Genomic DNA, 25,990 nt, shown 5'->3' on the forward strand with positions numbered 1-25,990 from the left:
GGGGTCAGCGGCGGAGGTCAGCGGCGGAGGTCAGCGGCGGAGGCGGGTGATGAACTTGTAGCGGTCGCCTCGGTAGAGGGACTGGGCCCATTCGACGGGCTGGCCGGTGGTGTCGAAGGCGTGCCGGGAGAGCAGGAGCATCGGGAGGCCGACGTCCACGCCGAGGAGCTGCGCGTCGTGGGGGGTCGCGAGGACGGTCTCGATGGTCTCCTCGGCCTCGGTCAGGTGGACGTCGTAGGCCGTGGCGAGCGTCTCGTACAGGGAGCGGTGCCGCGGCAGCTCGCGGCGCAGGCCCGGGAAGCGGCGGGCGGGGAGGTGGGACGTGTCGATCGACATGGGCTCGCCGTCGGCGAGGCGGAGCCGGTGGACGCGCAGGACCCGGCCGCCGGGGCGGATGCACAGGAGGGTCGCGAGGCGCTCGTCGGCACTGACGTAGCCGGCCTCCAGGATGCGGGTCTCGGGGCGCAGCCCGTGGTGCCGCATGTCCTCGGTGTAGCTGACGAGCTGGAGCTCCTGCGACACCTTCGGTTTGGCGACGAAGGTGCCCTTGCCCTGGATGCGCTGGAGCCGGCCTTCGACGACGAGCTCGGCGAGGGCCTGGCGGACGGTGGTGCGGGACGTCTCGTACTTCTCGGCGAGGGTCCGCTCCGGGGGTAGCGGGCTGCCCGGCGGAAGCGACTGGATCAGCTCCACGAGCAGCTCTTTGAGCTTGTAGTACTTCGGGATGCGGGGGGCCTGGTTCGGGTGGCGCTTACCGATGCCGCCGAGTGAGGCCCGGTCGAATCCGTGGTCGACTCCGCCCCCGTGCCGGGGCCCGCCCCTGACCTCCGTCACGGCATCTCCTCACGTTCATCACCGGTTCTCCCCGATGTTATGCGTGCAGACTACGGGCGGTAGAAGAAGCGACCTCCGCCAGGGCCGCCCCGAGGCGTGTGAGGTCCGCCTCGCCCAGCGTCGCGCGGGCGGTCAGGCGCAGGCACGCGCGGCCCTTCGGCACCGACGGCGGGCGGAAGCAGCCGACGCGAAGACCGTGCTCGGCGCAGGTTCCGGCCGCGCGGACGGCGGCGTGCGGCTCGCCGAGGTACACCGGGACGACGGCCGCGGCGGGCTCGGCGGTCTCCAGGCCGGAACCGGCCGCGAGCGCGGCGATGCGGCGGGCGCGGTCGCGGGCGCGGGACGGCAGGCCGGGGTCGGCTTCGAGGACGTCCAGCGCGGCGAGCGCGGCGCCGGCGGCGGGCGGGTTCAGTCCGGTGTCGAAGATGAACGACCGGCCGGTGTCGACGAGGGTGTCGATGATCTCGGGGGCGCCGAGGACCGCGCCGCCCTGGGCCGCCAGCGACTTCGACAGCGTGAGCGTGAGGACCACGTCCGGTTCGCCCGCGAGGCCGGCGGCGTGCGCGGCGCCCCGGCCGCCGTCGCCGACGACGCCGAGCGCGTGCGCCTCGTCGACCACCAGCAGCGCGCCGTGCGCGCGGGCCGCGCGGTGCAGGGCGCCGAGCGGCGCGAGGTCGCCGTCCACGGAGAACACGGCGTCGGTGACGACGACGGCGTCGTCCTCGTCGCGTTCGGCCAGCGCCCGCTCGACGGCGTCGGCGTCCCGGTGCGGGACGATCGCGACGCGGGACCGCGACAGCCGGCACGCGTCCACGATCGAGGCGTGGTTGACCTGGTCGGACACGACGAGCGTGCCGGGCCCGGCGAGGGCGGTGACGGCGCCGAGGTTGGCGAGGAAGCCGGAGGAGAAGACGAGCCCGGCGGCGCTGCCGGTGAACGCGGCGAGCCGCCGGTCCAGTTCGGCGTGCAGCTCGGTGGTCCCGGTGACGAGGCGCGACCCGGTGGAGCCGGTGCCCCAGGCGCGGGCGGCGGCGACGGCCCCCTCGATCAGCCGCGGGTCGCCGGCGAGCCCGAGGTAGTCGTTGGACGCCAGGTCGGCGGGGCCGTCCGGACCGCCGGGGCGGGGGCGCAGCGTCCGGCGCAGCCCGGCCTCGGCGCGCCGCGCGGCCGCGTCCCGGAACCTGGCGAGGGGGTCTCGTCCTGCGGTCATGCGGGAATCCTGCCAGGGCGCCGCCGGGGCCGGGGGAGGGGCCCCGCACCGGAACGCATCGGCGATGATGGTGGCGTGCCTACCTTGGCGGATCTCGTCCGCGACCAAAGCGACCTCACCGAGGACGACCTGGAGTGGCTGCACGCGCTGGTGTCGGACTGGCAGCTCCTCGCCGACCTGTCCTTCGCGGACCTGCTGCTCTGGGTGCCGCTGCGGTCGTCGGCCGCGCTGCCCGCCGAGGCGGCGTCCCGCGGGGGGCGCGGCCAGCGCGGCGCGCTCGACACCGGTGCGACCGTGCCGGGCTGGGTGGCGATCGCGCAGATGCGCCCGACGACCGGCCCCACGGCCTACCCGGAGGACCTCGTCGGCAAGGTCGTCCGGACGGGCCGCCGCGGCCTGATCGACGTGGCGTGGCGGGAGCGGCGCATCGTCCGGGAGGGCGACCCCGAGTGGGGCAGCGGCATCCCCGTCCGGGAGGAGTCGATCCCGGTGCGCCGCGGAGCCAAGATCCTCGGCGTGATCCAGCGCAGCACCAACCTCAGCTCGGCGCGCACCCCCAGCCGGCTGGAGCTGACCTACCTGCAGAGCGCCAGCGACCTCGCGACGATGATCTCCGAGGGGCGGTTCCCGGTGCCGGGGGAGGAGCCGAACATGGTCCGCTCGCCGCGCGTCGGCGACGGGCTGATGCGGCTGGACCGCTCGGGCCGGGTCACCTACGCCAGCCCCAACGCGCAGTCCGCCTACCGGCGGCTCGGCTACCCGGCGGACCTGGTCGGCGAGTCGCTCGGGCAGATCACCGCGGACCTGTGCGACACGGGCGAGCCGATGGAGGAGGCGCTGAGCGTCGTCCTGTCCGGCCGGGCGCCCCGCGAGGTGGAGGTCGAGTCGCGCGGCTCGATCATGCAGCTGCGGACGATCCCGCTGGTCGTCGGCGGGACGCGGATCGGCGCGGTCGTGCTGTGCCGGGACGTGACCGAGCTGCGCTGGCGCGACCGGGAGCTGCTGACGAAGGACGCCACCATCCGGGAGATCCACCACCGGGTGAAGAACAACCTGCAGACGGTCGCGGCGCTGCTGCGGCTCCAGGCCCGGCGGCTGCAGATCCCGGAGGGACGGGCCGCGCTGGACGAGGCGGTCCGGCGCGTGGGTTCCATAGCGATCGTGCACGAGACGCTGTCGCACACCCCCGACGAACTGATCGACTTCGACGACATCGCCGACCGGGTGATCACGATGGCGGCGGAGGTGTCCACCCCCGAGACCAGGGTGGCGCCGAAGCGGACCGGGAGCTTCGGCGTCCTGCCCGCCGAGGTCGCCACGCCGCTCGCGATGGCGCTCACCGAACTCCTGCAGAACGCCCTGGAGCACGGCCTGGTGAACCGCTTCGGCACGCTGGAGGTCATCGCCCACCGCTACGGCGAGGGCGAGGTGCGCGACCGGGGCGGCGTGGAGGTCTGGGGGGAGTGGCCGGAGGCCGGCGACCACGAGTCCCGCGAGGCGCCCGCCGAGGACGCCGCGGAACCCACCGGCCGCCGCCTGGTGACGACCATCGCCGACGACGGCGTCGGCCTCCCCGCCGACTTCGACGTGGAGGGCACCGACAGCCTCGGCCTGCAGATCGTCCGGACCCTGATCGTCGGAGAACTGGGCGGCCGCCTGGACTTCTCCCCCCGCCCAGGCGGCGGCACCGAAGTGACCGTGGACATCCCCCTAGACCACAACCACCGCCTGGACAGACGAACCTGACCAGCAAAGCAAGGCGCACCCATGCGCACGGACATCAGCCACCACAGCAACCCCGCAAGGACCTCAACGCTTGCGATCGCGTCCGAAGGCAGGTTTCGAGCCTGCGAGAAACCTGATCGCGCAGCGAGCCCCTAGGCGAGCCGGAGCGATGCAGCGATCGCGCGCAGTGCCCGTTGAAGGAAGGCGCCTAGCGCCTGACGCCGAGGGCGCTGCTTTGAATACTGCGGTTCCTGCGGCGCTTGAGGGCGCGGCGTTCGTCTTCGCCCATGCCGCCCCAGACGCCGGAGTCCTGGCCGGACTCCAGGGCCCAGCGCAGGCAGGCGTCGGTCACGTCACAACGCCGGCATACCTGCTTGGCCTCTTCGATCTGCAGGATCGCGGGCCCGGTGTTGCCGATCGGGAAGAACAGCTCGGGGTCCACGTCACGGCAGGCTGCGCGGTGGCGCCAGTCCATGCGGTCCACTCCTTCGTCAGGGTGTGGAGCAACTCCACATTTGTGAACGGTTTCACATGTCGCGAACGCCCAGGTGGCGAGGGCCAGGTCCGGGGATGAATGTTCGGCGGCGCTGCGAGCGGGAGGCCGGCGACGTTGGGGCCCCTGTCTCGGATACGCACTTTGAGCGTGTCAGGGGGGCGCGGGCAGACGCAAGACCTTTGAGAAAGGATTCTCAAAGTATGGGTGTCGCATGTGTCACACCCGGAAGACGATCGTGTTACTTGGCTCTCATCTGGGCGGCCATGAGATCGCGCATTCTCGTGGGCCGGTTCAGATGACGACCCGCAGCGCCTTGGGAACTGAGCGGAACGTCACACTGTCCTGTTCGCCAAGGTAGTCGCCGTCCAGCTGGAAGGCCACCGGACGCTCCGCACGCAGCGTGACCTCGGAAGCGTCGTGGACGTTGACCACGTGCCGGCCCTGGAGCGGACGTGTACGGGCCGTGAGCATCTGCGCCACGGCCCCGAGCGTCGGGCCGATATCCAGTGAACGTATTCCGAACACGTCCAGCCCGCGTGCGAAGTTCGCCTTGGGACTCGGATTCACCGGGAGGCGGTTCATGTACGTCCACGGTGACGTGTTCGAAACGAAGGCCAGGAACAGCCCCGGTTTCGGGGGGCGGCCCGGCTGCTCAAGGGTGAGGGCGGGACGCCTCCGGTCGGTGCCGGTGAAGAAATGCCGGACCGCCGTCCGCACGTACAGGGACGTGTAGGCGGTGGCGCCCGCGGCGCGGCGGCGCTCCACCTCCCGGACGACCTCGGCGTCCAGTCCGACGCCCGCGCAGAACGTGAAGTAGCGTTCGGCGCCGCCCTGATGGCACGCCGTCCCGAGGCCGACCGTCCGGTACCGGCCCGCGCGCAGCGCCTCCAGCACGGACTTCGTCGCGCCGACCGGGTCGGCGGGCAGGCCCAGCGTCTTCGCGAAGACGTTCGCGCTGCCGGACGGCAGTACCGCCAGCGCAGGCAGGTCGGGGGACGGCCCGTCCGCGAGCAGTCCGTTGACGGCCTCGTTCACCGTGCCGTCGCCGCCGAGCGCGATCACGACGTCGTAGCCGTTCACGGCGGCCTGGCGGGCCAGCTCGGTCGCGTGGCCGCGGTGGCCGGTCTCGGCGAGGACGAGGTCGAGGTCGCCGGAGAAGGCCCGCATCAGGATGTCGCGGGCCCGCCGGGAGGTGGAGGTCGCCTTGGGGTTGGCGATGAGCATGGCGCGCACGGCGTCAGGGTATCGAGCGTTCCGTATGCGTTCGCCCCGCGTTCGCGTCGTTCTCGGGTGGGCGCCGGGCCGCTCCCCGGCGGGAGTAGGGTTTCGAACGTGTTGAAGCGTCGCCCCATCACCGTGCAGGCCGCCGCCGCCCTGGAGGCGGCGGAGGGCCTCGCCGCCATCGGAGTCGGCGTCTTCACCGGCGTGGAGACGGCCACCGGCGCCGCGGTCGACCCGGCCAGTGCGATCGGCGTGACCGTCCTCGCGCTCGCGGGCGGCCTCGGCATGCTCGCCTGCGCCCGGGGGCTGCTGCGCGCCGAGCAGTGGAGCCGCGCGCCCACGGTGCTGACGCAGTTCTTCGCGCTGCCGGTCGCGTGGTCGCTGTGGCAGAGCGGGCAGCTCGCGTTCGCCGTCCCGCTGGGGCTGGCCGCCGTCCTCACGCTGATCACGGTGCTCAGCCCGCCCAGCACCGCCTGGCTCTTCGACGACGACGAGGAAGAAGCCGGGGACGGGGGGAAGGCCACCCGCGACGCCGCGGAGCCCGCGGCGGCGGAGACGGCGCCCGGGGAGCCGCGCTCGCTGGGGCAGCGCCTCATGGACCGCCTGAAAGAGCAGCCCACGAAGAAATGATCCGGCGCCGAGGCCCCGGGGCCTCGGCGCCGTATGATCACGCCGTCCGGCCGGTCACTCGTCCGCGGTGAGGCCCTCCCGCAGCTGCGCGAGGGTGCGCGCGAGCAGCCGCGACACGTGCATCTGGGAGATGCCCAGCTCCGCCGCGATCTGCGACTGGGTCATGTTGCCGAAGAACCGCAGCAGCAGGATCTTCTTCTCGCGCGCGGGCAGCTTCTCCAGCAGCGGCTTGAGGGACTCGCGGTACTCGACGCCCTCCAGCGACTCGTCGACCATGCCGAGCGAGTCGGCCACCGCGGGGGCGTCCTCGTCGCCGGAGTCGGGGGCGTCCAGGGACACGGTGGAGTAGGCGTTCGCCGACTCCAGGCCCTCCAGCACCTCCTCCTCGCTCATCTGCAGGTGCGCCGCCAGTTCGCTGACGGTCGGCGCCCGGCCCTCGCGCTGGGCGAGGTCGCTGATCGCCTTGGTCAGCGACAGCTTGAGCTCCTGCAGCCGGCGCGGGACGCGCACCGCCCAGCCCTTGTCCCGGAAGTGCCGCTTGATCTCGCCGACGATGGTGGGGGTCGCGTACGTGGAGAACTCGACGCCGCGCTCCAGGTCGAACCGGTCGATCGACTTGATCAGCCCGATCGTGGCGACCTGGATCAGGTCGTCCAGCCACTCGCCGCGGTTGCGGAAGCGGCGGGCGAGGTACTCCACCAGCGGCAGGTGCAGCTCCACGAGCTGGTCGCGGATGCGCTGGCGCTCCGGGTCGCCCTCGGGGAGCTGGGAGAGCCGCTCGAACAGGGCGCGCGCCCGCGCCCGGTCGGGGACCGCGCTCTCGGTGCGCTCGACGGTCACCTCGGGCGCCGCCGGCTCCGCCGGCTGGCCCGCGGCCGTCTGCTCGGTGGTCGTCTTCTCCGTCACGGCGCCCCCGCCGCACCGCGCCGCTTCTGCAGCGTCACGGTGACCCGGTCGTCGGCGCCCACCCGGGCGTCGACCTCACCCGCCAGCGACGACAGGACCGTCCACGCGAAGGTGTCGCGGCTGGGTTCCTCCCCGTCGACGGTGAGCACGGAGACGGAGATGCGCACGGCCTCCCCGGTCAGCTCGAATTCGCAGACGAGATCGGTTCCGGGCACCGCCTGGGCGAGCAGCATCGCGCACGCCTCGTCGACGGCGATGCGCAGGTCTTCTATCTCGTCCAGCGTGAAGTCCAGCCGGGCCGCGAGGCCGGCGGTGGCCGTCCGCAGCACGGACAGGTAGGCGCTCGCGGCGGGCAGCCGCACGGTCACCACGTCGCGGACGGACAACTTCGTACTGGTCGGCATTGCAGCGGTTTCCTCGGTCACGTCACTCCCTCGCAGGATGGTCCCGCTGGTACCGAAACTACCGCCTGCTGAGCCCACTCGGAGACTTCGCCGCGCGTGGCTTTCTCACCGATGTCCGCGCCGACGTCAACGAACGCGTCCCAAACCCCGGCGCGGCGAGGCGTGCATCACGGTCAGGGAGGACGGATAATCTGCTCGTGTGATCCGATCCGCGACTCCGGACGACCTTCCGGACATCATGCGCCTGATCCGCGACCTGGCCGAATACGAGCGCGCCCTCCACGAGGTGAAGGTCACGGAGGAGCAACTGCGCGACAGCCTCTTCCGTGACGAGCCCAAGGTTTTCGCTCACATCGCCGAGCACGAGGGCAAGGTCGTCGGGTTCTCGCTGTGGTTCCTGACGTTCTCCACCTGGAACGGCACGCACGGCATCTACCTGGAGGACCTGTTCGTCGATCCGGACGCCCGCGGCCACGGGTACGGCAAGGCGCTCCTCATCGAACTGGCGCGGATCGCCGACGCCCGCGGCTACGAGCGAGTCGAATGGGCGGTCCTGAACTGGAACCGGCCCACCATCGAGTTCTACGAGTCCCTGGGCGCCCGCCCGCAGGACGAGTGGACGGTGTACCGCCTGACCGGCGACACCCTCACCAAGGCCGCCCGCGGGTGACCTCCGCCCGGACATGGCGGAGGCCCGGCCGGTGGCCGGCCGGGCCTCCGCTCCCGGGCGCGTCAGCCCTGCTTGGTCTCCCAGAAGATCTTGTCGATCTCCGAGATCTTCGCGAGCAGGTCGTCTGCGACCTTGGTGTCCATGCTGCCCTTGGTGCCGCCGGCGCCGGCGAGCTTGGTCGCCTCGTTGAACAGCTGGTGGAGCTGCGGGTACTTCTCGAAGTGCGGCGGCTTGAAGTAGTCGGTCCACAGCACCCACAGGTGGTGCTTGACCAGCTCCGAGCGCTGCTCCTTGATCAGGATCGCCCGTGCGCGGAACTCGGGGTCCTCGTTGGCCGCGTACTTCTCAGTGATCGCCTTGACCGACTCGGCCTCGATCCGGGCCTGCGCCGGGTCGTAGACGCCACACGGCAGGTCGCAGTGCGCGGAGACCTTCGTCTTCGGGCGCAGAAGCTTGAGCAACACCTGCTCATCCCTTCCCTCGTTGCGGATCATGCTCAGGTCACCGACATTACCCTTGTGCCACCGGCCACGTCCGGCCAGGGCGCTCGGTATTTCGGCCTAAGACCCGGACCGCGGCGCGGCCCGGAACCCTTCCAGCGTGTTGATGCCCCCGGCCCGCGATCTATGCGGGCGGGACGAGGAGGATCATGGGGATGCGCGGCGCCCTGCTGTGCGGGCTCGCCGCCGCGGCGGCGGTGCTCGCGGCGGCCGTGCCGCGGCGGCTGCGGGCCGTCGAGGTCACCGGGGACTCGATGCTGCCGGGGCTGCGGCCGGGGGACTGGCTGCTGGTGCGCGCGGGGGCGCGCCCCGTGCCCGGCGACGTCGTCGTCGCGCGGCACCCGGAGCGGCCGGAGCTCCTCATCGTCAAGCGCGCCGTCCGCGCGGACGGCGGCGGGTGGTGGCTGGAGAGCGACAACCAGGCGGCCGCGGGCCGCCGCGACAGCTGGGACTTCGGCGCGGTGCCCGACCGGCTCGTCGTGGGACGGGTCGTCGCCCGCTACTGGCCGCTCTCGCGCGCCGGGACGGTCACGCGCGGTGCGATCGGGCTGCAGGCGGCGGTCACGCCGGCCCGTCCGGCGCAGCGGTCGCAGCAGTAGCGGCGCGAGCGGCTCGCGGTGGTGTCGAGGAACACCCGGCCGCAGCCCTCCGCCCGGCAGAGCCCGAACCGGCCGACGCCCTCGGCTGCGATCTCCGCGGCGAGGCCCATGGCGGTCCGCGCGGCATAACGGTCCGGTATCGAGCCGGACTCGTTGAAGTGCAGATGCCACCCCTGGCCGTCGTGCCGTGCCAGCTGCGGGTGGACCGGGTGGTGGATGAGCAGCGTGTTGAGGCGCTCGACGGCGTCGTCCTCGTCCCCGCGGGCGGCCGCGACGATGATCGCGCGGAGCTGGTCGCGCAGCGCGCGCATGGCGTCGAGCTCGCGGTGCGCGATCCGCCCCCCGAGATGCGGCCGCTGCGACAGCAGGGCCCGCAGCCCTTCGAGGTCGCGCAGGTCGTCCTCCTGGTCGCGCCGCGTGTTCACGAGGTCGACCGCCAGGTCTGCGTAAGAGGCGAGGTTCACAGGCCCTCCTGACGGACTCGACCAGATTGGCCAGGAGTTATTCCCACATGACGAAGAACATACGTGTTCGTGGCGAGAAAATGCCCGTGGCCGGGGGCCGCCCGGCCCGCGAATCCAACGGATGCGGGGCGGGCGGCCGCCCGGAGAAATCACATCGGGGACCGGATCAGATCCGGTTGACGCCGTCCTTGCGGGCCTGCTCGGCCACCGCCGCGGTGACGGCCGGGGCGACGCGGTCGTCGAACGGGCCGGGGATGACGTAGTCGGGCTTCAGGTCGTCCCCGACGATGTCGGCCAGCGCGTTGGCCGCCGCCAGCTTCATGCCCTCGGTGATCGCGGACGCGCGGACGTCCAGCGCGCCGCGGAAGATGCCCGGGAACGCCAGCACGTTGTTGATCTGGTTCGGGTAGTCGCTGCGGCCGGTCGCCACGACCTTGGCGTGCCGGAGCGCGACCTCGGGGTGCACCTCGGGGGTGGGGTTGGACAGCGCGAAGACGATCGCGTGCTCCGACATCGTCGCGACGCACGACTCCTGCACGGTGCCGCCGGACAGCCCTATGAAAACGTCGGCGCCGCGCAGCGCCTCCTCGGTGGAGCCCTTGAGGCACGACCGGTTGGTGATCTCGGCGATCTTCGTCTTGACCGGGTTGAGGCCGTCCCGCCCCTGGTAGATGAGGCCCTTGCTGTCGGACAGCGCTATGTCGCCGATGCCGCCCTCGATCAGCATCTTGGAGACGGCGATGCCGGACGCGCCCGCGCCCGCCACGACGGCGCGCAGCTCCGACAGCGGCTTGCCGACCAGGCGCGCCGCGTTCTTGAGCGCGGCGAGCGCGACGATGGCGGTGCCGTGCTGGTCGTCGTGGAAGACGGGGATGTCGAGCGCGGCGCGGAGCCGGTCCTCGATCTCGAAGCAGCGCGGGGCGCTGATGTCCTCCAGGTTGATGCCGCCGAAGCTCGGCGCCATCCGGATCACGGTGTCGACGATCTCGTCCACGTCCGTGGTGCTCAGCGCGATGGGCACGGAGTCGACGTCGGCGAACTCCTTGAACAGCAGGGACTTGCCCTCCATGACCGGCATGGAGGCGGCCGGGCCGATGTCGCCGAGCCCGAGCACGGCGGTGCCGTCGGTCACGACGGCGACGACCCTGGACGTCCAGGTGTAGTCGTAGGCCAGCTCGGGGTGGTCGGCGATCGCGGTGCACACCCGGGCGACGCCGGGGGTGTAGGCCAGCGAGAGATCGTCTTTGTTGCGCACCGGAATGGTCGAGCGCATTTCCAGCTTGCCGCCGCGGTGCAGCGGGAACGCCGGATCGTCGTCGTACGAGGACGGTTCGTTGGGATTGGGCTCAGCAGCCACAGCGACCCCTGTCAGTGAAAGTTGGCTTTCTTGCGATGCCGCCGCGGTGGTGCGGCGTGGTGGCCGGTCACCTGGAGGTCATCTCGCGACGTACGGGGGTCACCCGTTGTCCGATTCTCTCATACAGGTTCTGGCGGACCCTGGGCGCAGGGTGGTGGCAACCGTCACGTGACGGTGACCACAGGCAGGCCGAGGCGTCTACCTGGGCGGTTGCCGGGGGCGCGGCGGGCGGAGCCGTTGCGTGATTGTTTCGGACCCTTTATCCAGATCAGGGGCGTTATACGCCAAAATATGCACCTGACCTTTGGATCCGTTCCGGATCCAACGCAACCACTTGGAGGGGGACCATGATCATCGGTTCTCTGCGCCGCCGCGCCGTCGCGGCGAGCGCGCTCGTGCTGACGGGCGCCCTCGCCCTGTCCGCATGTGGCGACAACGGTGACGACACGGAAGGCTCGGGCGGCTCCGGCGCCGCGAACACGAGTGCGGACGCCGAGCTGAGCGCCATGGTCCCGGACGCGATCAAGAGCGACGGCAAGATCGTCGTCGGCGTGGACGCGTCCTACCCGCCGAACGAGTCGGTCGACCCCGCCTCGCAGAAGATCGTCGGCTGGGACATCGAGCTCTTCGACGCCGTCGCCGCCAAGCTCGGCCTGAAGACCGAGTACCACAACGCGGGCTTCGACACGATCATCCCGGGCGTCCAGTCCGGCAAGTACGAGATCGGCGTCTCCTCGTTCACCGACAACAAGGAGCGCGAGAAGGCCGTCGACTTCGTCACCTACTACACGGCCGGGACCTCCTGGGCCGCGCTCACCGGCAACCCGAAGGGCGTCAACCCCGACGACGCCTGCGGCAAGAGCATCGGCGTCCAGCAGGGCACCGTGCAGGTCGAGGACCTGACCGCGAAGAGCAAGGAGTGCACCGACGCGGGCAAGCCGGCCATCAAGCAGGTCGTCCGCAAGCAGCAGACCGAGGTGAACAACGACCTCGTCGCGGGCAAGATCGACGCGATGGCCGCCGACTCGCCGATCATCGGCGACGCGGTGAAGAAGACCGGCAAGCTGGAGATCATCGGCGAGACCTACGACACCGCGCCCTACGGCTACGCGCTCGGCAAGAACGCCGGCCAGTTCAAGGACGCCGTCCTCGGCGCCGTCAAGGCCCTGATCGCCGACGGCACCTACACGAAGATCCTGACGGACAACGGCGTGGAGAGCGGCGCGATCACGGAACCGAAGATCAACGCCGCCGAGAGCTGATCGCATGACGGTCGACGACGACGTCGAGAAGGGACGGCCCGAAGCGATTCGGGCCGTCCCCGTCCGGCATCCCGGCCGCTGGGTCGCCGCGGCGGTCGTGGTGGTCCTCGTCGCGATGTTCATCAACTTCCTGTTGACGAGCGACGCGCTGGAGTGGCCCGAGCAGCGGAAGTACATCACCTCGGACGCGGTGCTGCGCGGTGTCCGCAACACGATCCTGCTGACCATCGCCGCCATGATCGGCGGCATGGTGCTCGGGACGGTCCTCGCGCTGATGCGCCTGTCGGCCAACCCGCTGCTGAGCGGGGCGGCCTGGTTCTACCTGTGGTTCTTCCGCGGCACCCCGCTGTACACGCAGCTGCTCATCTGGGGCGCGATCGGCAGCCTGTTCCCGACCGTGGGGATCGGCATCCCGTTCGGGCCCGAGTTCCAGACGTGGCAGACCCAGGCGCTGGTGACCCCGATGCTCGCCGCGGGGCTCGGCCTGATCCTCAACGAGGCCGCCTACATGGCGGAGATCGTCCGGGCCGGGATCCTGTCGGTGGACGAGGGCCAGCAGGAGGCGGCGAGCGCGCTCGGCATGTCCCGGATGCAGACCATGCGCCGGATCGTGCTGCCGCAGGCGATGCGGGTCATCGTGCCGCCGACCGGCAACGAGGTGCTCTCCATGATGAAGAACACCTCGCTGGTCGCGGCCGTCCCGTTCTCCGAGCTGACCTTCACCGCGCAGACCATCTACGCCAGCACCTACAAGATCATCCCGATGCTGGTGATGGCGTGCCTGTGGTACCTGCTGCTGTCCTCGGTGCTGATGATCGCCCAGTACTACATCGAGCGGCACTTCAGCCGGGGCGTCGGCAAGAACGGGTCGGCGCGCGTGCAGCGGATGCGCTTCCGGGGCGGAGGCGGCGGCCAATGAGCGGAGGTGACAACGTGACCGATCCCCTCGCCAAGACGCCGGCGCCGGAGAGCGGCGGGCTGATGGTGAAGGCCGAGCGGGTGCACAAGTCGTTCGGCCGGCTGGAGGTGCTGAAGGGCATCGACCTGGAGGTGCGGCAGGGCGAGGTGATGTGCGTCGTCGGCCCGTCCGGGTCCGGCAAGTCGACGTTCCTGCGCTGCATCAACCACCTGGAGAAGATCAACGCGGGCCGGCTGTGGGTGAACGGCCACCTGGTCGGCTACCGGCAGCAGGGCGGCAAGCTCTACGAGCTGCGCGACCGGGAGGTCTCCGCGCAGCGCCGCGAGATCGGCATGGTGTTCCAGCGGTTCAACCTCTTCCCCCACATGACGGCGCTGGAGAACGTCATGGGGGCGCCGGTGTGGGTCAAGCGCCAGCCGAAGGACCAGGTCAGGTCGCGGGCGCTCACCCTGCTGGAGCGCGTCGGGCTGGCCGACAAGGCGCAGGTGTACCCGTCGCAGCTGTCCGGCGGGCAGCAGCAGCGGGTGGCGATCGCGCGGGCGCTCGCCATGGAGCCCGCGCTAATGCTGTTCGACGAGCCGACCTCCGCGCTGGACCCCGAGCTCGTCGGGGAGGTCCTGGACGTCATGAAGCAGCTCGCCCTCAGCGGCATGACCATGGTCGTGGTCACCCACGAGATGGGCTTCGCCCGCGAGGTCGGCGACTCGCTGGTCTTCATGGACGACGGCGTCGTGGTCGAGGAGGGCACGCCCCGCGAGGTCCTCGCGAACCCGCAGCACCAGCGCACGCAGGACTTCCTGTCCAAGGTCCTCTGACCGGTTCCGCAGGCGGCCCGCCTCCCGTCCGGGGGCGGGCCGCCCGCCGTTCCGGCCGGGCCGTTAGTGTGCGTTCATGTTCGCTGTCACCGCTACGCAGATCGACGCAGACAATCCGCTGACCGGGCTGACCGTGGGGGAGGCGCCCGAACCCGAGGTACCGGACGGCTGGACGACCGTCACGGTGAAGGCCGCGGCGCTCAACCACCACGACCTGTGGTCGCTCAAGGGCGTCGGCCTGCCCGCCGACAGGCTCCCGATGATCCTCGGCTGCGACGCGGCCGGGACCGACGAGGACGGCAACGAGGTCATCGTCCACTCGGTGATCGGCGACCCGGCGCGGGGCGGCGGCGACGAGACCCTCGACCCGAAGCGGTCGCTGCTGTCGGAGACCCATCCGGGGACGCTGGCCGAGCGGGTCGCGGTGCCGCGCCGCAACCTCGTCCCGAAGCCCGCCGAGCTGTCGTTCGAGGAGGCGGCCTGCCTGCCGACCGCGTGGCTCACCGCCTACCGGATGCTGTTCGACAAGGCGGGGCTGCAGCCCGGCTCGTCCGTCCTGGTGCAGGGCGCGGGCGGCGGCGTCGCGACCGCCGCGATCGCGCTCGCGTCGGCGGCCGGCTTCCGCGTCTACGCGACCAGCCGCAGCGAGGCCAAGCGCAGGCGGGCGCGGGAGCTCGGGGCGGACGCGGTCCTGGAGACGGGCGCGCGGCTCCCCGAGCGGGTGGACGCCGTCATCGAGACGGTCGGGCAGGCGACGTGGTCGCACTCGCTGAAGTCGCTGCGGCCGGGCGGCCGGATCGTGGTGTCGGGCGCCACCAGCGGCCAGGTGCCGCCCGCGGAGCTGAACCGGGTGTTCTTCCTCCAGCTGCAGGTGGTCGGCTCCACCATGGGGACGCGCGACCAGCTGGAGCGGCTGGCGCGGTTCCTGGTCAAGACGGGGACCAGGCCGCTGATCGACCGGACGCTCCCGCTGAGCCAGGCAAGGGAGGGTTTCGCCGCGATGGAGACCGGCGACCTCTTCGGGAAGGTCGTCTTCACGCCGTGAGCAGGCGGCGCCGTGGCCGGGGCGTCCCGGTCACGGCGTGCCGCCGTCCCGGCTCTCGCCAGGGTCCGCGTCCTCGTCCTCGCCGGGCTTCCGGTGGAGGACCTCGTCGTTCAGGCGGGCGCGGGCCTCGTCGAGGATCGCCTGGACGGCGGCGAGGCCGTCATCGTCCAGCCGTGACTTCACGGCGGACTTGCGGACGTCCTCGACGAACGTGCGGAGCAGGCGCTCCAGCTTGAGGCGGGCGACGTCCTCGCGGGTGCCGGTCGCGGTCTTCCACGCGTCGTCCCAGTTCTGCCGCCACTCCTCCTTCCACGCCTGCTTCTGCTCGCGCCAGTACTCCTTCTGCCGCCGCCACTCGTCCTTCTGCCGGTCGGCGGTCTCCTTCCACGCCTCCTTGGACGTGGCCCTGCCCTGGTCGCGCATCGTGCGGGCGGCCTGGGTGAGCTCCTCGCGCAGCGTCCGGACGGTCTGCCGGACGTCCTCCTGCACCCCGCGCGCGAACTCCTGCGCGGACGCGGAGATCTCCTCCTCCAGGTCCGCCAGCTCGTCCATCCGGCGCTCCAGCTCCTCGCGGCCCTTGTCGGTCAGCGAGTACACCTTCTTGCCCTTGATCACCTCGTGGGTGACCAGGCCCTCCGACTCCAGCCGGGCCAGCCGCGGGTAGATCGTGCCGGGGGAGGGGGAGTAGACCCCGAGGAACCGGTCCTGCAGGTGCCGGATCACCTCGTAGCCGTGCCGCGGGCTCTCCTCCAGCAGCTTCAGCAGGTACAGCCGCAGGCGACCGTGGCCGAAAACGGGGCTCACGTGGTCCTCACTTCTCCATCCGGGGTGCGGTGGTGCCGGGTGCGTCGTCGCGGCCGATGAGGGTGACCGGGCCGGACACGGTGTTGACGGTGAGCCGTCCCGAGCCGTTCCCGAGCTTCCCGGCGACACTGCGGGCCACGGGCCGGTCCTGCTCGCCGAGCTCGGGGAAGGACGTGTCGATCCGCCCGGCGGCCGAGTTCAGCACGACCTGCGCGTCCGCGGACTCGGGGATGCGCAGCGCGACCTCGCCGGAGACGGTGTTGACGTCGACGCGGCTGCCGGCCGCCAGGTCGACGTCGGCGGCGATGCGCCCGCTGACCGCCCGCGCCGCCAGCCGGTCGAGCGACCCGCCGGCCAGCGACAGGTCGCCGGCCACGGACGTGAACGACACCGTCCCGTCCAGGCCCTGCGCCTCGATCGCGCCGGAGACGGTGTTGGCGTCGATCGCGCCCGCGACCTCGTCGAGCGTCACGTCGCCGGAGGCGCTCTTGATGGACGTGCGGGCCTTCATGCCGGTCACGACCGCGTCCGCCGACACCAGGTTGAGGGTGACGGGGCAGTCGTGCGGGACGGTCACCGTGATGGACGCGCGGCACTTCTGGGTGCGCAGCCAGCTCAGCACGCCCTCCCACAGCTTCTCGTGGGTGATCGTCAGCATCCCGGCCTCATGGGTGATCATCAGCGGCGGTCCCTCGACGTCGCCGACCAGCACGGACGGCCGCTCGTCCGAGGCGAGCACGGAGACGTCCCCCGCGATCAGCGTGGCGCGCAGCGCGACGACGCCGTCGAAGTCGAGGGTGGTCGGTTCGTCGATCGTCCAGCGCGACATCGGGCTCTGCCCCTTCGTCCGAGCGTTCTGTGACCAGTAAACACGATATGTCGCGTTCGCCAAAAGTCAAGATGTATCGCGTTTCCGGCCGGAACCGGGGCGGTCCCGGCCACCACCGGGGTCACCCGTCGTCGTCCTCGTCGTCCAGCCGCGCCAGCCAGGTGGCGAGCCGGTCGACGGGCGTCTCGAACTCGGGGTTGAGGTCCACGAACTCGCGGAGCCGCTCCGCCAGCCACGTCAGGCTGACCTCCTCCTCCCCGCGCCGGTCCGTCAGCTCCTCGATGCCCCGATCGGTGAAGTACATGGTCCTGGATTTCCACTTCCTACGATGCTGCCCACGACACCGAGGGCTCCGGTGCGGCGCACCGGAGCCCTCGGACCCACGTCATCCCCGCCGGGGGAGACCCCGGCGACCGGCTACTTCTGCTCGCCGAACACCCGGGCGATGAGGGCCTCCTGCTCCGCCTGGTGCAGCTTCGCCGAACCCACGGCCGGCGACGACGACGCCGGACGCGACACCCGCGACATCCGCAGGCCCTCGATGTGGTGCGGCAGCTTCAGCGCCATGAACGGCCAGGCGCCCATGTTCGCCGGCTCGTCCTGCACCCACACGACCTCGACGTCCGACGGGTACTTGGCCAGCTCCGCCTTGATCTCGTCCACCGGCGGCGGGTACAGCCGCTCGACCCGGATCATCGCGGTGTCGGTCGCGCCCGCGCTCTGCCGCGCCTTCACCAGGTCGTAGTAGATCTTGCCGGTGGTGAGCAGCACCCGCCGCACGCCCTTCGGGTCGATCGCCGGGTCGCTCTCCGGGATCACCGGCAGGAACGCGCCGCCGGTGATCTCCGCGACGGCGGACGTCGCCGCCTTCAGCCGCAGCAGCGACTTCGGCGTGAACACGACCAGCGGCTTGTGCCGGCCCGACAGCACCTGCCAGCGCAGCAGGTGGAAGTAGTTCGACGGGGTCGTCGGGTACACCACGGTCATGTTGTCCTGCGCGCACAGCTGCAGGTAGCGCTCGATGCGCGCCGACGAGTGGTCCGGGCCCTGGCCCTCGTAGCCGTGCGGCAGCAGCAGCACGACGCCGGAGTGCTGGCCCCACTTCTGCTCGCCCGACGAGATGTACTCGTCCACGATGTTCTGGGCGCCGTTGGCGAAGTCGCCGAACTGGGCCTCCCAGCAGACCAGCGCGTCCGGGCGGGTCATCGAGTAGCCGTACTCGAAGCCCATCGCCGCGTACTCGCTGAGCAGCGAGTCGTGCACGTAGAACTTCGACACGCCCTGCCCGAACTGCTTGAGCGGGGTGTACTCCTCGCCGGTCTTGCGGTCGACGAGGACCGCGTGCCGCTGGCCGAACGTCCCGCGCCGGGTGTCCTGGCCGACGAGCCGCACCGGGTGGCCGTCGATCAGCAGTGAGCCCATCGCCAGCAGCTCGCCGGTTGCCCAGTCGATCGCGTCGTCCTCGATCATCTGCGCGCGGCGCTGCAGGATCGGCTGCAGCCGCGGGTGCGGGGTGAAGCCCTCCGGCAGGCTGACCTGCGACTCGATCAGCCGCTTCACGGTCTCCTGCGGGATCGCCGTCGGCGCCTTGCCGTGGTCGATCGGGATGCGCTCCTCGACGTCCGGCTTCACGACCGAGCCCGGCTCCTGCGGCTTCTTCACCGCCTCGCGGGTCTCGGTGAAGGCGCGCTCCAGCTGCTCCTGGTAGTCGCGGAGCGCCTGCTCGGCCTCCTCGACCGTGATGTCGCCGCGGCCGATCAGCGCCTCGGTGTACAGCTTGCGCACCGAGCGCTTCGCGTCGATCAGGTCGTACATCAGCGGCTGGGTGAACGAGGGGTTCTCGCCCTCGTTGTGGCCCCGGCGCCGGTAGCAGACCATGTCGATGACGACGTCCTTCTTGAACGTCTGCCGGTACTCGAAGGCCAGCCGCGCGACCCGCGCGCACACCTCCGGGTCGTCGCCGTTGACGTGGAAGATCGGCGCCTGGATCATCCGGGCCACGTCGGTGGAGTAGACGCTGGACCGCGAGTACTCGGGCGCGGTGGTGAAGCCCACCTGGTTGTTGATCACCACGTGCACGGTGCCGCCGGTGCGGTAGCCGCGCAGCTGCGACAGGTTCAGCGTCTCCGCGACCACGCCCTGCCCGGCGAACGCGGCGTCGCCGTGCAGCAGCACGGGCAGCACGCTGAACCCGGCCTCGCCGACGTCGAGCACGTCCTGCTTGGCGCGGACGACGCCCTCCAGGACCGGGTCGACCGTCTCCAGGTGCGAGGGGTTCGCCACCAGCTCGCAGTGGATCTTGGAGCCGTCGTCGGCGACGAAGTCCCCGGACGCGCCGAGGTGGTACTTCACGTCACCGGAGCCCTGCGCGCTGCGCGGGTCGAGGTTGCCCTCGAACTCGCCGAAGATCTGCCCGTAGGACTTGCCGACGATGTTCGCGAGGACGTTCAGCCGGCCGCGGTGCGCCATGCCGATGACGACCTCGTCCAGGCTGGCCTTCGCCGCCGCCGAGATCACCGAGTCCAGCAGCGGGATGACGGACTCGCCGCCCTCCAGCGAGAACCGCTTCTGCCCGACGAACTTCGTCTGCAGGAACGTCTCGAACGCCTCGGCGCTGTTCAGCCGGCGCAGCACGTGCAGCTGCTCCTCGCGCGACGGCTTGTCGTGCGGGACCTCCACGCGCTCCTGGATCCAGGCCCGCTCCTCCGGGTCCTGGATGTGCATGTACTCGATGCCGACGGTGCGGCAGTAGGCCATCCGCAGCACGCCGAGGATGTCGCGCAGCTTCATCGTGGCCTTGCCGCCGAACCCGCCGGTCGCGAACTCGCGCTCCAGGTCCCACAGGGTCAGGCCGTGCTGCAGGATGTCCAGGTCGGGGTGCCGCCGCTGCTTGTACTCGAGCGGGTCGGTGTCGGCCATCAGGTGGCCGCGCACCCGGTAGGCGTGGATCAGCTCGTGGACGCGGGCGACCTTGGCGACGTCGTCCTCGTGCGACGCGGAGATGTCCTTGACCCAGCGCACCGGCTCGTACGGGATGCGCAGCGCCTCGAAGATCTCGTCGTAGAAGCCGTCCGCGCCGAGCAGCAGCTCGTGGATGCGGCGCAGGAAGTCGCCGGACTGCGCGCCCTGGATGATCCGGTGGTCGTAGGTGGAGGTCAGCGTCATCACCTTGCTGATCCCCATCCGCGACAGCGTGTCGCTGGACGCGCCCGCGAACTCCGCCGGGTACTCCATCGAGCCGACGCCGATGATCGCCCCCTGGCCGGCCATCAGCCGCGGCACCGAGTGCACCGTCCCGATCGTGCCCGGGTTCGTCAGGCTGATCGTGGTGCCCTGGTAGTCCTCGATGGTGAGCTTGTTGTTGCGCGCCTTGCGGACGATCTCCTCGTAGGCGGCCCAGAACTGGCGGAAGTCCAGCGTCTCGGCGGCCTTGATGCTCGGCACCACCAGCTGCCGCGTCCCGTCGCCGCGCTGCAGGTCGATCGCCAGCCCGAAGTTCACGTGCTCCGGCCGGATCATGACCGGCTTGCCGTCCACCTCGGTGTACGCGGCGTTCATCTCCGGCATCGCGGCGAGCGCCTTGACCGTCGCGTACCCGATCAGGTGCGTGAACGACACCTTGCCGCCGCGGCCCCGCTTCAGGTGGTTGTTGATGACGATCCGGTTGTCGATCAGCAACTTGGCCGGGATGGTCCGCACGCTCGTCGCGGTCGGCACCCCCAGGCTCGTCTCCATGTTGCTGGCCGTCCGGGCGGCGACACCGCGCAGCCGCACCTCTTCGGCGCCCTCGGGCACCGGCGGGGGCGCCGGCTTCTTGTCGGCCTTCGGCGCGGCCTTCGCCTTGCCCTTCGGCGGGGCGCCCTTCGAGGGGGCCTTGGGGGGCTCGACCGGCCGCGCGGGTGTCGGCGGGGCGGCCGCGGTACCGTTCGGGGACTTCGGGGCGGCGCTCCCGTCGGGTGCCTGGGGCGCCCCGGGGGACGCGGACTTCACCGAACCCGGCCGGCTGTCCGGCTGGTAGTCCGAGAAGAAGCTCCACCAAGCCTCATCAACCGAGGTCGGGTCCTCGAGGTACTTCTGGTACAGCTCGTCGACCAGCCACTCGTTGGCACCGAAGTCAGTCATCGTTGGGTCGGCACTAGATTGCGACGACTCTGTCGACACGGCGGAGATCGCCCTCTTCCGCAGCTCGCAGGTAATTTCTTAGACGCGTCAAGGCTACTCGTTCCGGCTGTGTTTGATGGCATTGTCCTCGGCGGTCAGCCCCTGGACTGCCGTCCCGCCGGGGGACCCGCGCGTGATCGCCGCATCGCCCGGCGGCTCGCCGCGCGATCAGGTTTCCCGCAGCCGGGGCGGGTGCGTTCCGTTCGGCGCTACTCGCCGAAGTTAGGACCGTAACTTCGGCTAGAGGCGCCTGTGCCGTGCCGGCTCAGTGGGTGTGCGGGGCCACCGTCGGGCCTTCGCTGGCCTGGACCAGAACGAAGCCCTGGCCCTGGAAGGCCAGCTGCATGGCCTCGCCGCTGCCGCGGCCGATGAGGGCGCTCGCCTTGAAGGTGCGGTTGACGCCCACCTGGAGGGCGGTGCTCCACGCGACGGCGGACTGGCCGTCCACGAAGGTGGGGGCGCGGCCGGCGTCGAGCATGACGGGGGTGCCGTGCGTGGTCAGGGCGACCCAGCCGGTACCCGTGAGCGTGGTGTTGAACAGGCCGCCCGCGGCGATGCCCGCGCCCTGGACGCGCTGGATGTCGGACTGCAGGTGCGCGTCGTAGGCGAGGATGTTGGCGCCGTTGACGGTCAGTCCCTCGTTCTCCAGGTAGAACAGGTGGATGTCGTCGGCGTCGTTGGCGACGAACAGCAGGCCCTGGCCCTTCACGCGCATTGTCGGGACGCCCTCGCCGGTGAGGGCCTTCTTCATGAACTTGCCGATGCCGCCGGCGCCCTCGTAGTCGAACTCCATCTGGCCCTGGAAGGCCACCATGGAGCCCTGGCGCGCCAGGACGTCGCCGTTGAGGTGGATCCGGAGCATCTTGGAGTTCTGGAGGGCGAAGTGGCCGGGGAGCTGCTGCCCCTGGTCCATGTTTCCGAAGAACTGGCTACGCATGGTCGGGTTCGTCTCTCTCGTTGCGGCTGTTGCGGTTCGTCAGCATAACGACGTGCCGAGGTCAGCGATCCCGGTCGTGCGGTGCGGTCCAGTCGATGAAGGGGCCCTTGGGGACGACCCCGGACGGGTTGATGTTGCGCTGCGTCACGTAGTAGTGGCGCTTGATGTGGTCGAAGTTCGTGGTCTCGCCGAACGCGGGGACCGAGTACAGGTCGCGGGCGTAGCCCCACAGGTTCGGGTAGTCCGTCAGGTGCCGCACGTTGCACTTGAAGTGCGAGTAGTACACGGCGTCGAAGCGCGCGAGCGTCGGGTACAGCCGGACGTCGGCCTCGGTGATCTCGTCGCCGAACAGGTAGCGGCGGCCGGAGAGGCGCTCCTCCAGCTGGTCGAGGGTGGCGAAGAGGGCCTCTACCGCGTCCTCGTAGGCGTCCTGGGCGGTGGCGAACCCGGACTTGTAGACGCCGTTGTTGACGGTCCGGTAGACGAGGTCGTTCAGCTCGTCGATCTCGGGACGGAGCGCCTCCGGGTAAAGGTCGGGCGCGTCCGGGCGGTAATGGGCGGTGAACTCCGTCTCCATCATCGTGGTGATGTTCGGGAAGTCGTTGGTGACCAGGCGCCCTGTCCCGGTGTCCCAGATGCACGGGACGGTGTAGCGGCCCTCGAACGACGGGTCGGTGCCGAGGTACAGCTCCGAGAGGAACACCGCGCCGGTGACGGGGTCGCGCTCCGGGAGGCGCCAGCCGCGCTCGTCGCGGATCGGGTCGACGACGGCGACGCTGATCGCGTCCTCCAGGCCGAGCAGGCGCCGGACGATCAGGGTGCGCTGCGCCCACGGGCACGCGTACGAGACGAAGAGCCGGTAGCGGCCGGGCTCGGCGGGCAGGCCGCTCGACCCGTCGGCGGTGATCCGCTCGGTGAAGCGGTTCGCCTGCCGGACGAACCGGCCTCCCTCGACCTCCTGGACGCTCATGTCGTGCTCCCTCCGTCGACGGGCCCGCCGCCCACGATAGCCGCCGCGCTCAGACCCGCATCCGGCCGCCGATCATCGGGAGGTCGAGGTGGGTGCGGATGCCCGGCTCGGCGGCGCAGACGGCCGGGACGGCGTTCAGCGCGTGGGCGGTGGCGGCGGAGATCGGATCGGACACCCACTCGCTGTCGGCCGCCAGCGTGAGGGAGGGCTCGCCGTCCACCCGGAGCGAGTACCCGGGACGGCCCCACTCTTCGCACATCTCCCCGGCGCTGGCCTTGTGCACGACCTCGATGGTGATCACGGGGCGTCCGCCGGCCAGGCCGCTGAACCGCCAGCGGGCGGCCGCGACCGTCCCGCGCGGGATCGGCCCGGCGGCGGTGGTGAGGTCGGTGCGGGCGAGCCGGTGGTCTACGTCGAGGTCGACTTCGTCCAGGTCGATCCCGAGCCCGGCGGCGACCAGGTGCAGGCTCTCCGAGTACAGCGCCCTCATCGCGGTGCGGGCGGGCCGCAGCGCGCGCCGGTAGGCGTCCTCGTCCTTGCCGAAGCCGAGCATCCGGTGGACCATCCGCCAGGACGGGTGCCGCGCGAAGTCGGAGACCTCCCGGGCGTAGACGTGGGTGATCCGCCGGGACAGCCGCGTCAGCATCAGCGGCATGGCGTCGGCCATGAAGCCGTTGCTGATCCCGCTGCCGTGCACCGAGGCGCGGCCCCGCTTGCACGCCTGCTCCAGTTCGTTCACGTAGTGCGGGCCGTGCGCCCGGGGGTAGAGGAAGCCGTTCAGGGAGACGACGTTCTTGCCGGACGACAGCAGCGCGCAGACGAGGTCGAGTTCGGCCGACCTGTCGGGCGTCGGGCTCGGCGCGTAGACGACGCAGTCGGCGTCGAGCGCGAGGATGTCGTCGAGGTCGGCGGTCGCGATGACCCCGGCGGGGTCGCGTCCGGCGAGGACACCGGCGTCGGTTCCGGCCTTTTCGGGCGCGTGCACCCAGACGCCGGCCAGCTCCATGTCGTCCCGGGCGAGGACCCCGCTGATCACGCTCCGGCCGACCGCGCCCGTCGCCCACTGCACGACTCGGTAGGGGCGCGGGCCCTGGGGAAACGCGTCGGCTGTGCTCATCGAGACGGAACCTCCGTTGTTCCTCGCGGCGTCGATGAGTGGACCCGTACGGGAGGAGACTACGCCGACAGCCCCGGCGAAAGCGGCATTTAGCGCATCTTTCGCTCGGGTCCCGCGGCGCACAGGACTGCGCGGCGGCGCGGGCGGGAAGAAACACCGGGGGCCGCGGCCGAGCGGGATTCGGTTTAGTGGTACCACTGGGTAACCCCCGGGTGATTTCCTAGGGGGCGAAGTCGGTGCGATGTGCGATGTGAGGAGACAGGGATGTCGGAACTGCGCTACGACGGCCGCGTGGCGGTCGTGACCGGGGCCGGGCACGGCCTCGGCCGCCAGCACGCGCTGGAGCTCGCCGCGCGCGGCGCCAAGGTCGTCGTGAACGACCTCGGCGGCGACCGGTCCGGTGTCGGCGCCTCCGCCGGGCCCGCCCAGGAGGTCGTGGACGAGATCAAGAAGAACGGCGGCGAGGCCGTCGCCAACCCCGACAACGTGGCGACCCCCGAGGGCGCGCAGGCGATCATCAAGACGGCGCTGGACGAGTTCGGCAAGGTCGACATCGTCATCAACAACGCGGGGATCCTGCGCGACAAGTCGTTCAAGAACATGTCGCCGGAGGAGTTCGACGCGGTCATCGCCGTCCACCTGCGCGGCTCGTTCCTCGTCTCCAGCGCCGCCTGGTCGCAGCTGCGCGAGCAGGGCTACGGCCGGATCGTCAACACGTCCTCGCCCGCGGGCCTGTTCGGCAACTTCGGGCAGGCGAACTACGCCACGGCCAAGATGGGCCTCGTCGGCTTCACCAAGACCCTCGCGCAGGAGGGCGCCAAGTACAACATCAAGGCCAACGCGATCGCCCCGGTCGCCTGGACCCGGATGACCGAGGACCTGCTCCCCGCCGACTTCGCCGACAAGCTCGGCGTCGACCAGGTCACGCCGCTGGTCGCCTACCTCGTCCACGAGAGCAACGAGGACTCCGGCGAGGTCTACACCGTCGGCGGCGGCCGCATCGCGAAGATCTTCGTGGCGGAGGGCCCCGGGTACGGGCAGAAGGAGACGCTGAGCGTCGAGGACGTCCGGGACAACTGGGCGGCCATCAACGCCGCCGAGCCGCTGACCGTCTTCAAGAACGTGGGCGAGCAGATGGGCCCCCTCATCCAGCAGCTCACCTCCTGAGACGTTGGGCGGGATCAAGCTCGACCGCCGGGACGGGGTGCTGACCATCACCCTGTCCCGGCCGGAGCGCCTGAACGCCGTCGACGGCGCACTGACCGAGGAGATGCTCGACGTCCTCAACGAGCTGGCGCGCGACCCCGACACCCAGGTGGTCGTGCTCACCGGCGAGGGCCGCGGCTTCTGCTCGGGCATGGACATCCAGGGCGGCGACCCTGGGCAGGAGAGCTCGGAGGGACGCGTCCAGCGCCTCTACCGGGGCATCGCCCGGGGCGGCGAGGTCACCGCGCGGCTGCGGGAGATCCCGCAGCCGGTGATCGCGGCCCTGCACGGCCCCGTCGCGGGCATGGGGGTGTCCTGGGCGCTGGCCTGCGACATGCGGGTCGCCGACCCGACGACCCGGTTCGTCGTGCCGTTCGTGAACCTCGGCCTGTCGGCCGGCGACTGCGGCCTGTCCTGGCTGCTGCCCCGGCTGGTCGGCCCGGCCAGGGCCGCGGAGATCTTCTACCGCGCCCAGCGGCTGGACGTGTCCCGCGCCGAGGCCCTCGGCCTCGTCACCGAGGTCAGCGCCGAGGGCGCGGACCTGGAGGCCGCGCACGCCCTGGCCGACGAACTGCTCGCGAAGTCCCCGTACGGCCTGCGCCGCACGAAGGAACTGCTCAACACGGCCCTGGACGCCCCTGGCCTCCGCGCCCAGCTCCAGGCCGAGACCGCGGTACAGACCCTGGCCTTCTTCACCGAAGACCTTCCCGAGGGCATGACCGCGACCATGGAGAAACGCCCCCCGAAGTTCAAGAACCGCTGATCCCCAGGGGTCGTGCGGCCGAGCCGCACGACCCCTCGGTTTCGAAGGGGGCGCCCCCTGGACTACTGAGCCAGGGCAGAAGACAGTGCCTCTACGTAGCGGAGTGCGGCCAGGCGTGCCAGGGCCGGGTGGGGGCCCAGGGGGCC

The 25,990-nt window shown here is 71.1% G+C and carries 26 protein-coding genes; 10 read left to right on the top strand and 16 right to left on the bottom strand.

Going from position 1 to position 25,990, the window contains the following annotated elements:
* Nucleotides 1–30: 30 nt before the first annotated feature.
* Both E1266_RS19750 and E1266_RS19755 read right to left on the bottom strand, forming a co-directional pair.
* On the bottom strand, nt 31–834 hold the full coding sequence (locus E1266_RS19750) for a GntR family transcriptional regulator (RefSeq protein WP_229808584.1): 804 nt from the start codon (nt 832–834) through the stop codon (nt 31–33).
* 37 nt (nt 835–871) lie between these two features.
* Complete coding sequence (locus E1266_RS19755) at nt 872–2,044, bottom strand: 8-amino-7-oxononanoate synthase (RefSeq protein WP_132049047.1); 1,173 nt, start codon at nt 2,042–2,044, stop codon at nt 872–874.
* A 75-nt stretch (nt 2,045–2,119) separates the two neighbouring features.
* Here E1266_RS19755 and E1266_RS19760 point away from each other — a divergent pair, with 75 nt between their 5' ends.
* Complete coding sequence (locus tag E1266_RS19760) at nt 2,120–3,790, top strand: PAS domain-containing sensor histidine kinase (RefSeq protein WP_132049049.1); 1,671 nt, start codon at nt 2,120–2,122, stop codon at nt 3,788–3,790.
* 187 nt (nt 3,791–3,977) lie between these two features.
* Here E1266_RS19760 and E1266_RS19765 read toward each other — a convergent pair whose 3' ends face one another.
* The gene (locus E1266_RS19765) at nt 3,978–4,244 is read right to left on the bottom strand and encodes a WhiB family transcriptional regulator (protein ID WP_132049051.1); all 267 of its coding nucleotides are present in this window, start codon (nt 4,242–4,244) and stop codon (nt 3,978–3,980) included.
* A 312-nt stretch (nt 4,245–4,556) separates the two neighbouring features.
* Nucleotides 4,557–5,498, bottom strand: coding sequence for a diacylglycerol kinase family protein (locus E1266_RS19770; RefSeq protein ID WP_132049053.1), 942 nt, complete (start codon nt 5,496–5,498; stop codon nt 4,557–4,559).
* A 99-nt stretch (nt 5,499–5,597) separates the two neighbouring features.
* Here E1266_RS19770 and E1266_RS19775 point away from each other — a divergent pair, with 99 nt between their 5' ends.
* On the top strand, nt 5,598–6,116 hold the full coding sequence (locus tag E1266_RS19775; RefSeq protein ID WP_207945769.1) for a hypothetical protein: 519 nt from the start codon (nt 5,598–5,600) through the stop codon (nt 6,114–6,116).
* 54 nt (nt 6,117–6,170) lie between these two features.
* Here the strand turns inward: E1266_RS19775 and E1266_RS19780 are convergent, their stop codons facing one another.
* Together E1266_RS19780 and E1266_RS19785 are read right to left on the bottom strand one after the other, a co-directional pair.
* Complete coding sequence (locus E1266_RS19780; RefSeq protein WP_132049087.1) at nt 6,171–6,956, bottom strand: RNA polymerase sigma factor SigF; 786 nt, start codon at nt 6,954–6,956, stop codon at nt 6,171–6,173.
* A gap of 62 nt (nt 6,957–7,018) precedes the next feature.
* Nucleotides 7,019–7,447: an anti-sigma factor gene (locus E1266_RS19785; protein ID WP_132049055.1), complete on the bottom strand. Its 429-nt coding sequence runs from the start codon at nt 7,445–7,447 to the stop codon at nt 7,019–7,021.
* 178 nt (nt 7,448–7,625) lie between these two features.
* Here E1266_RS19785 and E1266_RS19790 point away from each other — a divergent pair, with 178 nt between their 5' ends.
* Complete coding sequence (locus E1266_RS19790; RefSeq protein ID WP_132049057.1) at nt 7,626–8,096, top strand: GNAT family N-acetyltransferase; 471 nt, start codon at nt 7,626–7,628, stop codon at nt 8,094–8,096.
* 62 nt (nt 8,097–8,158) lie between these two features.
* On the opposite strand, the gene sodN is transcribed toward E1266_RS19790, so the two are convergent.
* Nucleotides 8,159–8,560 (bottom strand): superoxide dismutase, Ni, encoded by a 402-nt coding sequence (sodN, locus tag E1266_RS19795; RefSeq protein ID WP_207945770.1) that lies wholly within the window; start codon nt 8,558–8,560, stop codon nt 8,159–8,161.
* Nucleotides 8,561–8,745: 185 nt separating this feature from the next.
* Between sodN and sodX the strand changes: the two genes are divergently transcribed.
* Complete coding sequence (sodX, locus tag E1266_RS19800) at nt 8,746–9,195, top strand: nickel-type superoxide dismutase maturation protease (protein ID WP_243718617.1); 450 nt, start codon at nt 8,746–8,748, stop codon at nt 9,193–9,195.
* On the opposite strand, the gene E1266_RS19805 is transcribed toward sodX, so the two are convergent.
* Nucleotides 9,096–9,659: a CGNR zinc finger domain-containing protein gene (locus tag E1266_RS19805; RefSeq protein WP_132049061.1), complete on the bottom strand. Its 564-nt coding sequence runs from the start codon at nt 9,657–9,659 to the stop codon at nt 9,096–9,098. The genes sodX and E1266_RS19805 overlap by 100 nt on opposite strands.
* 166 nt (nt 9,660–9,825) lie before the next feature.
* Nucleotides 9,826–11,016 (bottom strand): NADP-dependent malic enzyme, encoded by a 1,191-nt coding sequence (locus tag E1266_RS19810; protein WP_279436336.1) that lies wholly within the window; start codon nt 11,014–11,016, stop codon nt 9,826–9,828.
* A 347-nt stretch (nt 11,017–11,363) separates the two neighbouring features.
* Here E1266_RS19810 and E1266_RS19815 point away from each other — a divergent pair, with 347 nt between their 5' ends.
* From E1266_RS19815 to E1266_RS19830, 4 genes are all read left to right on the top strand, one after another.
* A complete protein-coding gene (locus E1266_RS19815; RefSeq protein WP_132049063.1) occupies nt 11,364–12,278 on the top strand; it encodes an ABC transporter substrate-binding protein in 915 nt (304 codons plus the stop codon).
* Nucleotides 12,279–12,282: 4 nt separating this feature from the next.
* Nucleotides 12,283–13,197: an amino acid ABC transporter permease gene (locus tag E1266_RS19820; RefSeq protein ID WP_132049065.1), complete on the top strand. Its 915-nt coding sequence runs from the start codon at nt 12,283–12,285 to the stop codon at nt 13,195–13,197.
* A gap of 62 nt (nt 13,198–13,259) precedes the next feature.
* Nucleotides 13,260–14,012 carry an amino acid ABC transporter ATP-binding protein gene (locus E1266_RS19825; protein ID WP_132049092.1) on the top strand — a complete coding sequence of 251 codons (753 nt, stop codon included), beginning with the start codon at nt 13,260–13,262 and terminating at the stop codon, nt 14,010–14,012.
* A gap of 76 nt (nt 14,013–14,088) precedes the next feature.
* Complete coding sequence (locus E1266_RS19830) at nt 14,089–15,057, top strand: zinc-binding dehydrogenase (protein ID WP_132049067.1); 969 nt, start codon at nt 14,089–14,091, stop codon at nt 15,055–15,057.
* A 30-nt stretch (nt 15,058–15,087) separates the two neighbouring features.
* Here E1266_RS19830 and E1266_RS19835 read toward each other — a convergent pair whose 3' ends face one another.
* From E1266_RS19835 to E1266_RS19865, 7 genes are all read right to left on the bottom strand, one after another.
* Complete coding sequence (locus E1266_RS19835) at nt 15,088–15,861, bottom strand: PadR family transcriptional regulator (RefSeq protein ID WP_132049069.1); 774 nt, start codon at nt 15,859–15,861, stop codon at nt 15,088–15,090.
* A 7-nt stretch (nt 15,862–15,868) separates the two neighbouring features.
* On the bottom strand, nt 15,869–16,690 hold the full coding sequence (locus tag E1266_RS19840; RefSeq protein ID WP_132049071.1) for a DUF4097 family beta strand repeat-containing protein: 822 nt from the start codon (nt 16,688–16,690) through the stop codon (nt 15,869–15,871).
* A 121-nt stretch (nt 16,691–16,811) separates the two neighbouring features.
* Entirely contained in the window at nt 16,812–16,994 is a 183-nt protein-coding gene (locus E1266_RS19845; RefSeq protein ID WP_132049073.1) for a DUF6104 family protein, read from the bottom strand.
* Between the two features lie 113 nt (nt 16,995–17,107).
* Nucleotides 17,108–20,851 (bottom strand): multifunctional oxoglutarate decarboxylase/oxoglutarate dehydrogenase thiamine pyrophosphate-binding subunit/dihydrolipoyllysine-residue succinyltransferase subunit, encoded by a 3,744-nt coding sequence (locus tag E1266_RS19850; protein ID WP_132049075.1) that lies wholly within the window; start codon nt 20,849–20,851, stop codon nt 17,108–17,110.
* A 265-nt stretch (nt 20,852–21,116) separates the two neighbouring features.
* On the bottom strand, nt 21,117–21,788 hold the full coding sequence (locus E1266_RS19855; protein WP_132049077.1) for an AIM24 family protein: 672 nt from the start codon (nt 21,786–21,788) through the stop codon (nt 21,117–21,119).
* Nucleotides 21,789–21,849: 61 nt separating this feature from the next.
* Nucleotides 21,850–22,758 carry a glutathione S-transferase family protein gene (locus tag E1266_RS19860; protein WP_132049079.1) on the bottom strand — a complete coding sequence of 303 codons (909 nt, stop codon included), beginning with the start codon at nt 22,756–22,758 and terminating at the stop codon, nt 21,850–21,852.
* Between the two features lie 49 nt (nt 22,759–22,807).
* Nucleotides 22,808–23,875 (bottom strand): dihydrodipicolinate reductase, encoded by a 1,068-nt coding sequence (locus E1266_RS19865; RefSeq protein ID WP_132049081.1) that lies wholly within the window; start codon nt 23,873–23,875, stop codon nt 22,808–22,810.
* 264 nt (nt 23,876–24,139) lie between these two features.
* Here E1266_RS19865 and E1266_RS19870 point away from each other — a divergent pair, with 264 nt between their 5' ends.
* Together E1266_RS19870 and E1266_RS19875 are read left to right on the top strand one after the other, a co-directional pair.
* Nucleotides 24,140–25,042 carry an SDR family oxidoreductase gene (locus tag E1266_RS19870; protein WP_132049083.1) on the top strand — a complete coding sequence of 301 codons (903 nt, stop codon included), beginning with the start codon at nt 24,140–24,142 and terminating at the stop codon, nt 25,040–25,042.
* Between the two features lie 4 nt (nt 25,043–25,046).
* Entirely contained in the window at nt 25,047–25,844 is a 798-nt protein-coding gene (locus tag E1266_RS19875) for an enoyl-CoA hydratase-related protein (RefSeq protein WP_132049085.1), read from the top strand.
* The last annotated feature ends 146 nt before the right edge of the window (nt 25,845–25,990 follow it).

Source organism: Actinomadura sp. 7K534, assembly GCF_004348575.1.
Lineage (GTDB): Bacteria > Actinomycetota > Actinomycetes > Streptosporangiales > Streptosporangiaceae > Spirillospora > Spirillospora livida.

Excerpts from the sequence above, each read along its gene's own strand:
- E1266_RS19755 (WP_132049047.1), bottom strand. The coding sequence starts at position 2,044 with ATGACCGCAGGACGAGACCCCCTCGCCAGGTTCCGGGACGCGGCCGCG.
- E1266_RS19765 (WP_132049051.1), bottom strand. The coding sequence starts at position 4,244 with ATGGACTGGCGCCACCGCGCAGCCTGCCGTGACGTGGACCCCGAGCTG.
- sodX (WP_243718617.1), top strand. The coding sequence starts at position 8,746 with ATGGGGATGCGCGGCGCCCTGCTGTGCGGGCTCGCCGCCGCGGCGGCG.
- E1266_RS19815 (WP_132049063.1), top strand. The coding sequence starts at position 11,364 with ATGATCATCGGTTCTCTGCGCCGCCGCGCCGTCGCGGCGAGCGCGCTC.
- E1266_RS19820 (WP_132049065.1), top strand. The coding sequence starts at position 12,283 with ATGACGGTCGACGACGACGTCGAGAAGGGACGGCCCGAAGCGATTCGG.
- E1266_RS19825 (WP_132049092.1), top strand. The coding sequence starts at position 13,260 with ATGGTGAAGGCCGAGCGGGTGCACAAGTCGTTCGGCCGGCTGGAGGTG.
- E1266_RS19830 (WP_132049067.1), top strand. The coding sequence starts at position 14,089 with ATGTTCGCTGTCACCGCTACGCAGATCGACGCAGACAATCCGCTGACC.
- E1266_RS19840 (WP_132049071.1), bottom strand. The coding sequence starts at position 16,690 with ATGTCGCGCTGGACGATCGACGAACCGACCACCCTCGACTTCGACGGC.
- E1266_RS19845 (WP_132049073.1), bottom strand. The coding sequence starts at position 16,994 with ATGTACTTCACCGATCGGGGCATCGAGGAGCTGACGGACCGGCGCGGG.
- E1266_RS19855 (WP_132049077.1), bottom strand. The coding sequence starts at position 21,788 with ATGCGTAGCCAGTTCTTCGGAAACATGGACCAGGGGCAGCAGCTCCCC.
- E1266_RS19860 (WP_132049079.1), bottom strand. The coding sequence starts at position 22,758 with ATGAGCGTCCAGGAGGTCGAGGGAGGCCGGTTCGTCCGGCAGGCGAAC.
- E1266_RS19865 (WP_132049081.1), bottom strand. The coding sequence starts at position 23,875 with ATGAGCACAGCCGACGCGTTTCCCCAGGGCCCGCGCCCCTACCGAGTC.
- E1266_RS19870 (WP_132049083.1), top strand. The coding sequence starts at position 24,140 with ATGTCGGAACTGCGCTACGACGGCCGCGTGGCGGTCGTGACCGGGGCC.